This is a genomic window from Saccharicrinis sp. GN24d3, from assembly GCF_052400645.1.
In the GTDB taxonomy this organism is placed as follows: Bacteria; Bacteroidota; Bacteroidia; order Bacteroidales; family Marinilabiliaceae; genus Saccharicrinis.
The window spans coordinates 163971-177615 of record NZ_JBQTGI010000010.1; the positions used below are offsets into that span (position 1 = coordinate 163971).

A 13645-nucleotide genomic window follows, 5' to 3' on the forward strand; every position below is an offset into this window, starting at 1 on the left:
AATAATGCGAATGAATAAGAAAATGAAGTTTACTACAACGATAGTGTTTAAATTAGTTATCAGTATCATGGTATTATGTTTCTGTAACACCTTAAAATTAAGGGCACAAGATAAACCTAATATACTGTTCATCTGCACCGATCAGCAACACCCGGCAATTTCCGGATTTCGGGGGAATCCAGTCGTGAAAACTCCAAACCTAGATGCCTTGGCGGCTGACGGAATGCACTTCACCCGGACCTATGTCTCATCCCCTGTCTGTGGCCCCAGTCGTGCTGCGTATATGTATGGTAAACACGTTTTTCAGATTAAAAACTGGTATAACGCTAAGGCGTGGCCGGAGGAAGAGGTTACCTGGGCCAGCAGGGTTACCAACAGCGGATATTATACGGCACATTTTGGTAAAATGGACTCGCCGGGATTGTATGGAAAACTGGGCTTTACCGAGGAGTGGCATTCGGCGAAACGACCTGTAAGAGTGGTGAACGGGGCGGATGTGCGCTTTCTACCTGACCGCCCCCGACAGGCCAAAGGTCATCTTACGGTTAAGACGTTCAGGCTGGAAGATTATAAAACCCCAAAGTACGAGGTTGGAAAGAATGGGCAATATGGACGAGACCGCCCGACAACGGACTGGGCCCTGAGGTTTTTAAAGGAACGGAAGGATGATGATAAGCCTTGGATGTTGCATGTTGGCTTACTTATGCCGCACTGGCCTTTTACACTTCCGCAAAAATACTACGACATGTATGCGGATGTAGACATTCCACTGCCCCATGATGCCAAGTTTCCAAACACGGATATGCATCCTGCCTTGCAGAGCTTTCAACAGTGGGATGGGCTTGATGTACCTCCGAACGAGGAAAAGTTGAAGAAAGCTCTCAAGGCCTATTACGGAATGATAACATGTGTAGACGACATGCTGGGCGAGCTTATCGCCGAACTTAAAAAAAATGGAATGTATGAAAATACCTACATCATCTTTACCTCCGACCATGGTGACAATTTGGGCGAACATGGTATGATTGGAAACAAACATACACCCATGGAAGGATCTGTAAGTGTGCCGTTGGTTATTGCCGGGCCGGGAGTAAAACGTGGCGCAAAAATCGATAAGCCGGTGGCGCTGGTTGATATGTATCCAACGATAATGGATATGGCCGGAATTAATTATCACGATCAGAATATGCCGGGTAAAAGCCTGCTGCCTGTGTTGCAGGGAAATGAGGCTGCGGCTGATCGCAACATATTCTCCGAATGGCACGGCGTTGGATTTCCAGGCGCCTGGTATATGTTAGTCAATAAGAAATACAAATATGTATTCTACGAAAGAAACAGACCCAGCTTGTTCGATATGGAGGCTGACCCAAAAGAACTCAATGACCTGGCACTTGATCCCGCATATGCTGGTAAACTTAAGGAGTTTGAGACTGAGCTTTATACAATTCTTGATCCGATAAAAACTGCACGAGAGGCCAGGATGCAACAGGGATTGATTACAACGGATGGAAAGGACCTGATGTTTGATAAAGTGGACATGCCATAGACAAAAACAGAACGATGCTGAAGAGCAATCAATAGAACTGTTATTTTCATTCCAAATGTAATGAGGAATCCTTTCACTTGTAATCGAATAATCGTGAACAGTGCTATGAAAAAACAAAAGATATAAATATATAACATAAAATATTAACCATAAATAAAATGAAACGAAATAATAACCCCAAAGTTGTCAATAGAGTTCAACTAAATACCAATTCGATTAACAAAATCTGAACATAATTTAAACACAGAAGGGTAAGATTTTCTATATCGGGACTTTTTCGATGCGGCTGATGCCTGTAGACACTAAGTAATTTTTTAAATTCCGAATGACAGATCTCGGATAATATATTTAAACTGTTACATCAATGTTGACAATGTAATTTAATAACATTTTACACTCAGGTATCGCCATATTTACCATAAATGGTCTTTAATCACTAAGATGAATGATATACAATAGCAATCGAGTCGCTGTCAACAATCAATTGGGATTTACTTTTCTATTTTCACTTTTTGATCTTAAATTTTATAAAATGAGAAGCACTTTTTTAATTTTATTAGTCACTGTTTTTATGGTTGCATGTACCTTTAATGCCGCGGCAAAAAGAAAAAAACATGAAACTAAACAACCAAATATTGTTTATATTCTGGCCGATGACCTGGGATATGGTGATGTGAAATGTTTTAATCAGGATGGAAAGATACCAACGCCAAACATGGATGAAATGGCCTCAAATGGAATCATGTTTACAGATGCGCATACGTCATCTGCAGTTTGCACGCCAACCCGCTATGGAATATTAACAGGGAGATACAACTGGAGAAGTTCGTTAAAGAGTAGTGTATTAAGTGGTTATTCTAAATCGCTAATAAAACAAGAAACCACCACTATTGCAGAAATGCTAAAACGCCAGGGGTATTCAACGGCCTATATTGGCAAATGGCATTTAGGCTGGGATTGGTCCCTTGAAAATGAAGAGTCAACACAATATATCAATAAGCTAAATTCAAAACCTAAAGTAAACTTTAATAATCCAATAAAAAATGGTCCATCATCCCATGGATTCGATTATTCTTTTGGTTTTTGTGGTTCGCTGGATATGGCACCATATGTGTTTGTGGAAAATGACATGGCAACCATGGTACCCACCAAAACTACGGTTTCTGTAGATGAAAAAGGAATTTGGAGAAAAGGGCTTACATCGGATGATTTTGTGCATGCCAATATTTTACAGGATTTAACAGACAAGGCAGTAAATTATATCAACAAAAAAGCAAACGGAGGGGCACCATTCTTTTTATACTTCCCATTACCTGCCCCCCACACACCTATTTTGCCCAGAACAGAGTTTTTAGGTAAAAGTAATACAAACATGTATGGCGATTTTGTGATGCAGGTGGATGATGTGGTGCGCCAAATTAGGGAAGCGTTAAAAAGCCAGGGGGTATCAGAAAATACGCTTTTGGTATTTACCAGTGATAATGGGTGTTCACCGAAAGCCGATTTTGAAGAACTGGCCAAAGTAGATCATGACCCAAGTTATACGTTCAGGGGCACAAAAGCAGATATTTTTGAAGGCGGCCACCGTGTGCCATTTATTGTGGAATGGCCTAACAGAGCATTAAAAAATACAAGCTCGGATAAAACAATATGTACCACCGATTTTTTTGCCACATGCGCCGAACTCACTGCATACCAAATTCAGGATAACGAAGCAGAAGACAGTTACAGTATGTTACCCCTTATTACCGGTGAAAGCGATACAAATATTCGTAAATATATCATCCATCATTCAATAAACGGCTCGTTTGCCATTAGGGAGGGCGATTGGAAATTATGTACTTGTCCCGGATCTGGGGGCTGGAGTTTCCCGCGACCACAAGATTTAAAAAAGGAACAACTGGATTTACCGGCCATGCAATTATATAACCTAAAAGAGGATATTGGTGAAACTAAAAATTTGATATCAGAATATCCAGAAAAAGCTGCCCGGTTAAAAGCAGCGCTCAAAAAAATTATTCTTGATGGAAGAAGTACTCCCGGTGCCACTCAGGAAAACGAAGGTATGGAAGGCTGGACGCAAATACAAACGATTATAAATTAGAACATCAAACCTATTGAATAACCGGAATGGGAAAAAATAATTTTTTGTATTGCTGGCTGGTAGTCTCATGATGCAATCCGTTTTTTCTCAAAAAAATATGGGATGAAACAGAAGCGGAATAAACTGAACGTATGTCCTGATCCTAATGGGCATAAGCAAAATTTGGGATGTTTTTGCACTGGGGCTTTATAAACAGGCTTACCGATATGAATGGGTAAAAAGAAGGGAGCGGATTTCCGGTGAAGGTTATCACAAGTATTTTGAAATATATAATCCTGATTTTTTTACCGGATTATTTAAGTTTTTAGTCAAATCAATAATTGATGAACAAAATTAGTTAATACCTAGAATCAATGAATACTACACTATTTTATTTATGTATGTCCGTTTTATTGATGTCGTGTAACCTTCAGGATAAAAAGAATCAATACACTGAAGGCGATTATGGCTATGATGTGGAGTTCTTCAGGAATCAACAGATTGAAATTCTTCAGTTGAAGGATGATGACAGTGGTGCTGCTGTTCTCATTTCTCCCGGTTACCAGGGCAGGGTAATGACAAGTACGGCCAATGGTATGAAAGGCAAAAGCTTTGGGTGGATAAATCATGATTACATAAAAGCTGGCCAAATTAATGACAAGTTTAATCCATTTGGAGGTGAGGAGCGGTTTTGGCTGGGACCGGAAGGAGGTCCGTTTTCCATTTACTTTGACCAGGGAGATGAGCAAATATTCGAAAGCTGGAGCGTGCCCAAAGAGCTTGATACAGCACCTTTTGATTTGGTTGAAAAAAGTGAACAAAAGGCTGTATTCCAAAAATCGTTTGAGTTAACCAATGCTATAGGAACTTCCTTGAAAATAGGTATCGATCGTACCATTAAACTTCTGGAAAATAGCGAAGTGGAGAAAACGTTAAAAACATCCCTAAACGAATCGATTAAATGGGTGGCGTACGAATCTAAAAATGTATTAACAAACAGAGGTGATAATAACTGGACAGAGGATTCCGGTTTTTTATCTATTTGGTTGTTATGCATGTTCAATCCGGCTGAAAAGGGTGTGGTGTTTTTGCCCTATAATAAAGGGGATGGAGAAGAGCTGGGGAAAGTTGTGGAAGACGATTATTTCGGTAAGGTGCCATCAGAAAGACTAATCACTAAAGATGGAATCGCTTATTTTAAAGTCGATGGCAAGTATCGAAGTAAAATTGGCTTATCGCCGGAGCGGTCTACACCATATTGCGGTAGTTACGACCCTGAAACAAATAGCTTAACAATTCTGTGGTACTCAAAACCCGATGAGCCGGCCAGGTATGTAAATTCAAAATGGGGAAAACAGGAAGATCCTTTAAAAGGCGATGCTTTAAACTCATACAACGACGGGCCTGTTGACGACGGATCGATCATGGGGCCTTTTTACGAAATCGAAAGTTCTTCACCGGCCGCATTGCTATATTCAGGAGAAAGCATTACACATGTCCAACGAATAGTTCATGTTACCGGTAATGAAAAATATTTAGACGAAATAGTTCAAAACATTTTTAACGTGTCAATAGAAGATATTAAATCTATTTTTAGTAAAGTTTAATATAAGCTCATTATTGTTGGTTAACAATTATCTCAGGATGCGTGGTGGAATAGTCCACCTCGCAAAAGAATAAAAAGCACGTTGAATGAAAAGAGAGAGCAATTTTCGTTCAATGCTAGTTATTCGGGAAAAATATTGCAGCAACGTAGATATGACCTCCAGGTAACTAAGGTTGAATTTTTTCAACATTTTATAAATAGACCTTGCTATCAAATTGAATATAACAATGAAAGAAAAATATTATTTATCCATATTTTTTTGTCTGGTACTATTAAATAGCGCCATTTGCCAATCAAATCATAACACTGGTATGAGTGCTTCCGATCTTGATGAAAGAATGAAATGGTGGGAGGACGGCCGATTTGGCATGTTTATTCATTGGGGGGTTTATTCAGTTTTTGGCGGCGAATGGGATGGTATTGACCACGGTAAGGAAATGGGGGGGGCAAGTTCTGAATGGATTTATCTCATGGCAGATATTCCCCAAAAAGATTATAAAGAAGCTGCTCATCAGTTCAACCCAATCCATTATAACGCGGCAGAATGGGTAAGAATGGCTAAAAATGCCGGTATGAAATATATCGTGCTTACCTCAAAGCATCACGATGGTTTTGCCATGTTCGATACAAAAGCATCGGACTGGAACATTATGAAATCCTCAGTTTATGAAAAGGATATTGTAAAGGCATTTATCGAAGAATGTCATAAAAATGGAATACGTGTGGGACTCTATTATTCCCACGAAAAGGATTGGTACCATCGTAGTAAAGTGGGAAGAGATACTTCTGAAATTCCCCAGTCCTATGAAGCACTAGTAGCTACTCACCTGAAAGAATTGCTGACCAATTACGGACAAATAGATTTGATTTGGTTTGATATGGGAATTGATCAGCATAAGAAACTAAACCAGATGTGTTTCGATATGGTACGCAAATATCAACCTGAATGCATTATAAGTAGCCGTATAGGAAATAAGCTTGGCGATTATCGGAATTTGGGCGATCGTGAATTGGCACCTCCGGGTATTGACGGATACGTTGAATCCATCATGACCTTAAGACTGAACTGGGGTTTTGATAAAAACGATTCCAACTGGAAATCCTCCGAGGAAGTAATTGCCATGCTATCAAAGTGTGCATGCCGTAATTCTAATTTTTTACTGAATATTGGACCCGGACCCGATGGCCGTTTTACTCCGGAGGAGATAATACGCCTGGAAAATATTGGACAATGGACAAAACAGAATGGAGAAGCTATCTATGAAACCAAAGGATCTCCCTTTAAAGCCGAATACGAATGGGGCTCTGTTACGACCAAAGAAAACAAGGCTTTTCTGCACTTGTATGGTAGAAAAAATAGATTAATTCAGGTTAATGGTATTCAATCAAAAGTAAAAAACGCTTACCTGCTTGATACAAACATAGCCCTATCTTTTATGCAGAATACGGACAAGGCAACCATGACTGTCACCATTCCAGAAAGTGCATATGAAAAATGTGTGCCGATTGTGGCTTTGGAATTGGAAGGTGAGTTAAAAGTAGATACGGAACAAGGACCAACCTGGTTACCGCCAGTTGTTAAGCACACCAATCGTCGAAAAATGAAAGGGATATTGGTCGAGGTAGGAGGTAGGAGTTTTACACTTAATGACGGTAAGGTACAGAAAGTATTTACATTGAATGAACACGTAGAATACCGGATTAATGATAATGGTATTATTCAAATGGCTTCAGGGTTCCATCTTATTGAAGGGAATAAATACATAGTCATTTATACTCCGGGCGAATTGTTATCGGTAGAAATTATTACGCGGATAGAATAATCGGATTGTATGACTATACGAAGAAGTCTCAAATAATATCAGGAAATTTTATATGATGGCGCTGTGGTTCCCAGAAAGGGTTTATAGCTATAGACGGATGAACCAACATTACATTAACTTAAAATGAAAATATAATTTTAAAAATATGCAAAAGAAAATTTTAGTGCTTTTTTACTTAGCGATAATGCTTTTAACGGGCTGTGCCGAAAAGGGCAACACGCTATCGTTGCAATCGCCTGATGAAACCTTGCAAATTAGGTTCAACGACACAGCGGGCGTGCTGGAATATGAAATGGTTTGGCAGGGGCACGAAGTCGTGGGCAGCTCACAATTGTCGATACTGCCCAACGCCACCGTAAATATTCTTAAAACAAGTTTGATCACAAAAGATACAACCTGGAACCCTGTTTGGGGTCAGCACGGCGCTATCCGCGACCATTTCAATGAACTTACACTGGATATTGATATCGATGGAGTAGGCGGCAAGCTGATAGCCAGGGCTTACGACCGGGGTATAGCGTTTCGATTCATTCTTGATGAAGGCGGAAAACCAAAGGAAGCCATTTTCAAATGTGAATACGCTTTACCGGAAGGAAGCCACTATTATACACCGGCAGGCGAGAGCGAGCCACTGGGGCCGGTGACATTGGGCGGCCTTAGGGATTATTTGCGAGAGAAAAACGGCCGGAAAATCAGCGTTCCGCTGGTGGTTGAATCTACCAACCGGCCCTATCTGGCGCTTTTGGAATCCGATCTGTACGCAGCAAGAGGTATCGAGGCAATGCAACTGGGCCTGGGCGAGGGCGAAGGGATAATTGAGTCGGTGAATAAAGTAGAATTAAGCGAGAAAAAATGGGTAAGCCCCTGGCGGGTAATATTGACAGGAGAAACAGCAGGGGACCTTGTGGTAAATACCGTTCCTGTTAACCTGGCCACGCCGTGTGAATTGGAAGATACGGGCTGGATCAAGCCGGGGAAAACACTGTGGGACTGGCGTGTACACGGATATACAGCTCCCGATGGTTTTGTGTACGGGATTAACACGGAGAGTTATAAGCGTTTTGTCGATTTTGCTGCCGAAAACGAAATCGAATATTTTATGATCGATGACGCATGGTACAAACACGTTTCCAAAGGGCATTTCGAGCTGTCGGACAAACTGGATTTACAGGCTGTCATAGATTACGCAGCGGAAAAAGAGGTTGATCTGATGTTATATTACGACCGGAGGCACGGGGAGTACGGGGACGATGAACTGTTCCCCTATTACAGGTCTCTGGGGATGAAAGGCATCAAATACGGTTTTATGGGAAGTAAAGTCGATTTTTCCAGAGAATCCATCCGGAAAAGTGCGCAAAGCAAACTGTTAATCGATTTTCACGATAGCCCTGTTCCTTTTACAGGGATCCGGCGTACTTACCCCAATGCTATCACGCGGGAGTATTGCCATGCCCAGCAAGATTCGAGGCGGGCGTTTACTCCGGAATCCTTCATCAAAATGGCCTTGATCAATGCCATAACAGGCCCTTTGGATATGAACAACGGTAATTTCGACTTGTCAGGGATCAACGCCGGGTTGCGGCAAAAAGGGCCCCGGAAAACAAACAGCTATTTTTCGACAGTGGCTTCGGAAGCAGCCCGGACGTTAATCATTTTCAGCGGCCTGGTTTGCATCCCCGATGCGCCGGAGGCCTATGCGGCCAAGGCCGATTTGTTCGAGTTTATTCAGAAAATGCCCGTTGGCAAATGGGACGAAAGCCGCGTGCTCCATTCCAAAATGGCCGAATACATCACAACGGCCCGCCGCCATGGTAAGGAATGGTTTATTGGCAGCGCTTATAGCCGGAAAGGCGGGACGTTGGACATCAAACTTGACTTCCTGGAAGAAGGGCGCGAATACGATGTCACTTACTATGAAGATACCGAAGAAACGCACTGCAAGACCAATCCGGAAGCTTATCGGGTAAGAAAGGGTAAGGCCAAAAAAGGAGATGTGATAAAAGCGGTTATGGCTCCGGGAGGAGGGCATTGCATGTGGATAAGACCTGCGAAATCTTAAAACAAGCACGAAAAATAAATCGAACAGATAATGAGACCCCAGAAAACCATTAATCTTTTTAGCCTTTTTCTGATGACACTCATGTCGCAAGCACAAGACAAGGATTCGCCAAATAATTTTAACTATGTAGTACCGGATGATGAACCGGCTCAAACGCCTTATATTATTCAATTGCTACCAGCCCTTCCGTATGTCTGGCCCAATGTTATTGTTAAAGGGGTGCTTGCTCGCAGTGGTTTTGAGGTGGGTATTGCATGGAAAATGGAACAGGCTACTATACATGCCCTTAAAGGGGGTGACTTTAGAATCTGTTCCAATAACGCTTTGAGTAAAGTGACTTTTCTTGATAAGGGGGAAACCATGATTTGAAAGGCTACATAAAGGGTTCCTTGATTTTTGTGTCCCGCTAAAGTTTTAGCTGCATACGGTTTGTTTTGTCCTGATGCATCGGGATGAAGATCCCAGCCGGCTTGAGGCGAATAAGATCAATATGTATACAATCGAATTCATGGAATAATGAAACTAAATGAAAAAACTATGATATATAAAATGTTATTAGCAAGCTGTTTTACATTCGTTGTAACGTTTAACAGTTATGCAACGAATAAAAAAGAACCTAAACCCAATATCCTTTTTATTCTTGCCGATGATTTAGGTTATACCGACCTGAGTTGTATGGGAAGTAAATTCTACGAAACTCCTAATATCGATAAGATTGCAGCTCAGGGAACTAATTTTACCAACGGATATGCCAACTGCAGGGTTTGCAGTCCTTCACGTGCAAGTATCATGACAGGTAAATTCACGGCAAGGCACGATATCACCGTTCATATCGGGTCTCCCTCTGGAGAAAAATGGCGAACAAGAAAACGTTACACAAAGATGCTTCCTGCAGAATATACCCATAATCTGCCGCATGAATATGTTACCATGCCTGAAGCCCTGAAAGAAGTTGGGTATAAAACTTTTTTTGCAGGAAAATGGCACCTGGGCGACAAAGGTTCGTGGCCTGAGGATCATGGTTTCGATATCAACAAAGGAGGTTGGTCAAAGGGCGGACCAGCTGGTGGGTATTTTTCGCCCTATAAAAATCCGAAATTGGAAAACCTGGAGGATGGTGAAAACCTTTCCATGCGTTTGGCAAAGGAAACCGTAAAATTTATTGAAGAAAACAATCCACAGAAAACCGGGAAGCCGTTTTTCGCTTACCTTTCTTTTTATGCGGTGCATTCGCCTATTCAAACCACACAGGAAAAGTGGAGTAAATACCGCGATAAAGCCCAGGAAATGGGAATTGCTGAAAACGGATATTACATGGGGAAATATATGCCCATTCGTCAGGTGCAGGACAATCCAATTTATGCCGGACTGGTAGAACAAATGGATGATGCGGTTGGTAAGGTGCTTAAAGCCCTCGATCAATTGGGTTTGGATAAAAATACCATTGTAGTTTTTACTTCCGATAATGGAGGAGTGGCTGCTGGGGATAATTTTTCCACCAGCAATAAGCCGCTAAGAGCCGGCAAGGGATACCAGTTCGAGGGTGGAATCAGGGAACCCTATTTTATCAAAATACCCGGTCTTTCCAAGGGGGGAGAGAAAATCGATTACCCGGTAACCGGAACCGACTTTTATCCCACAATGCTGGAATTGGCAGGTGCAGAACTTCTGCCGCAAGAACATAATGATGGTGTAAGCCTTGTCCCTCTTTTCAAAGGAGAAACGTTAGCAGAACGAGCCCTTATCTGGCATTTCCCACATTACGGTAACCAGGGCGGTGAACCATCTTCTATTATCCGCCGTGGCGACTGGAAATTGATTCATTATTACGAAGATGGTAGAAAGGAGCTTTACAAGCTGACAAAAGACATTGGCGAAACTACAGACCTTGCGGCAAAATATCCTGAAAAAGTAGAAAAAATGGGCAAGGAACTTTTCGACTACCTGACCCAAGTAGGCGCTAAATATCCACAACATGATCCGCAATATAGCGAAGCAGTGCAGAAAGAATATTTGTTCAAGCTTGAACACAATAAAATACCTTCCTTGGAAAAACAACGAATGAAAGTGTTGTCAAAGGAATTTGTACCCAATGCCGATTGGTGGGGTAGTAGGATTACAACGGACTAAATTATAGTTTCGGGTCACGCTTTTGTGTATTCGAAAATATCATTTAAAGAATAGAAATCACAATGTAATTCTATATTAGTTTAATTATTAATTATTTCGAATATTCTAAAATATGATACTTATTACAAAACGAATATACATGTTGTTGTTTGTGTGTCATTTGATAAATGGAGGACTTTTAGCTCAACTGATTCATATACACACCGAACAGAACTCATTGATTTTTCAGGTTTCTAAAAATAAGAAACTATTTCAATCACACTACGGCTCCAAAATTAAGTATACACAAGGTCTGGAGAATATGTCAATTGTATTTAATGAAGTTTATCCCAGCTTTGGAAATGGCTCTTCTGATGAAGTGGCATTATTGGTTACACATGCCGATGGTACCATGGCTACCGATTTGTATTATGTGTCTCATGAGCAACAAACCAACGTAAATGTGCAATCGACCATCATTCATTTAAAGGATGAGAAAAAAGAATTCTTTGTTGACTTGCACTTCAACGCATATGCTGAGGAAAATGTAATAGAACAATGGACAAGCATCCACCACAAAGAAAAAAAAGATGTGACCTTGTCTCAGTTTGCCTCTTCTGCAATAGGCTTCAAAGCTCCCGAATACTATCTGACACATTTTTACGGAAGTCATCAAAAAGAAATGATATTCACCGAAGAGCGTTTAACAAATGGTATAAAAACCATTGAAACCAAAAGGGGAGTGAGATCCACAGAGTATGAAAACCCTTCGTTTATGCTTTCGCTTAATTCAACTGCTCAGGAAAGTAATGGTGAAGTAATCGCTGGTGCATTGGCGTGGACAGGAAATTTTCGACTTACTTTCCAGGTGGACGATAGAGAACGTTGCCAGATGATTGCCGGGATAAATCCCTTCGCATCGTCTTATATTGTAAAAGCAGGAGAAAAATTTGAAACACCTCGAATGATTCTTACCTATAGCAATAAAGGAAAAAACAAAGCTTCAATAAATCTACACCGCTGGGCCAGAAAGTATAACCTTAGAGATGGTGATCAGGAAAGATTAATCGTACTCAATAGTTGGGAAGGGGCTTATTTCAGCTTTGATGCGGCCCGACTAAAATCAATGATGGACGGTGCTGCTGAAATGGGTGTTGAAATATTTGTGCTGGACGATGGATGGTTCGGCAACAAATATCCACGTAACAGCGCAAAGGCCGGCCTGGGCGATTGGCAGGTGAACCAAAAGAAACTTCCTGATGGGATTGATGATTTGATTGACTATTCAGAATCGAAGGGGATGCGATTTGGAATCTGGGTAGAGCCCGAAATGGTCAATCCTAAGAGCGAGCTGGCCGAGAAGCATCCCGAATGGATAGTACAAAGAATGAACGATAGAAAAGAGCTCTTGGAAAGAAACCAGCTCTTACTCGATTTATCTAATCCTGAAGTTCAGGAATTTGTTTTTGATGTGGTCGATCATATTTTGACTTCCCATCCCAGAATAGCCTATATAAAGTGGGATGCGAACAGACATGTGCAGAATTTTGGTTCCACCTACCTGAAACAGCAATCGCACTTCTTTATTGATTATACCAAAGGTTTGGAAAAGGTATTGAAACGTTTGGAGGAAAAATATCCTGCCACGATTTTTCAGGCATGTGCGTCGGGTGGGGGCCGCGTAGATTTTGGATCCATGAAACATACCCATGAGTTTTGGGCAAGTGACGATACTGATCCATACCAGCGCTTGTTTATCCAGTGGGGTACCAATCATTTTTATCCGGCTATTGCCAGTGCAGCACACGTAACCAAATCTCCAAACCATCAAACCAAAAGGGAAACCTCGTTGAAATTCAGGTTTGATGTGGCCATGGGAGGTCGTTTGGGCATGGAATTACGCCCTGATGACCTGGATGAAAAACAAGTCAAATTTGCAAAAGAAGCAATAGAAAAATATAAAGAGATTCGACCGATTGTGCAGTTTGGCGATTTATACCGCTTGCTCTCGCCGTACGATAAGGATGGGTATGCTGCCATCAACTATGTTTCCCAAAACAAGGCGCAGGCTTTGCTGATGGTATACAGCCATACCCACCATCGTCGTTATGAAAGGAGTTTTGTAAAAATGAAGGGACTAAAAACGGATGCACTATACAGACTGAAAGAAATCAATATGGAAGGACAGAAGCCACATATAAGCTTTAATAATCACTTGATTTCGGGTGAAGTATTAATGAATCGAGGGTTATGGGTCGATTTAAGACGACCGCTTGAAAGTGCCGTTTTTCAGTTAATTGAAGCCAAAGAATAACTTAAACTATAACCAAGATCATAATGTATATAATAAATCTACTTATTTTCAGTGTTTTGCTTATAACCTCTTGTGCAAACCATTCACAGGTTAAAAAGCAAAAAA

At 41.2% G+C, this 13645-nt stretch carries 8 protein-coding genes; all 8 read left to right on the top strand.

Going from position 1 to position 13645, the window contains the following annotated elements; all coding sequences use genetic code 11:
* Positions 1–10 precede the first annotated feature (10 nt).
* Positions 11–1546, top strand: a complete 1536-nt coding sequence (locus tag ACT29I_RS13415) for a sulfatase family protein (RefSeq protein WP_444793680.1) — start codon at positions 11–13, stop codon at positions 1544–1546.
* Positions 1547–2078: 532 nt separating this feature from the next.
* A complete protein-coding gene (locus tag ACT29I_RS13420) occupies positions 2079–3650 on the top strand; it encodes a sulfatase family protein (protein ID WP_430934684.1) in 1572 nt (523 codons plus the stop codon).
* Positions 3651–4003: 353 nt separating this feature from the next.
* Positions 4004–5236 (top strand): DUF6786 family protein, encoded by a 1233-nt coding sequence (locus ACT29I_RS13425; protein ID WP_444793681.1) that lies wholly within the window; start codon positions 4004–4006, stop codon positions 5234–5236.
* A gap of 226 nt (positions 5237–5462) precedes the next feature.
* Positions 5463–7058: an alpha-L-fucosidase gene (locus tag ACT29I_RS13430; RefSeq protein ID WP_444793682.1), complete on the top strand. Its 1596-nt coding sequence runs from the start codon at positions 5463–5465 to the stop codon at positions 7056–7058.
* Between the two features lie 184 nt (positions 7059–7242).
* Entirely contained in the window at positions 7243–9117 is a 1875-nt protein-coding gene (locus ACT29I_RS13435; RefSeq protein WP_430934681.1) for a glycoside hydrolase family 97 protein, read from the top strand.
* 30 nt (positions 9118–9147) lie between these two features.
* Positions 9148–9486, top strand: coding sequence for a glycoside hydrolase family 95-like protein (locus tag ACT29I_RS13440; protein WP_430934680.1), 339 nt, complete (start codon positions 9148–9150; stop codon positions 9484–9486).
* 168 nt (positions 9487–9654) lie between these two features.
* Positions 9655–11247 (top strand): sulfatase, encoded by a 1593-nt coding sequence (locus tag ACT29I_RS13445; RefSeq protein ID WP_430934679.1) that lies wholly within the window; start codon positions 9655–9657, stop codon positions 11245–11247.
* 112 nt (positions 11248–11359) lie between these two features.
* Positions 11360–13540 (top strand): alpha-galactosidase, encoded by a 2181-nt coding sequence (locus ACT29I_RS13450; RefSeq protein WP_430934678.1) that lies wholly within the window; start codon positions 11360–11362, stop codon positions 13538–13540.
* Positions 13541–13645 lie beyond the last annotated feature (105 nt).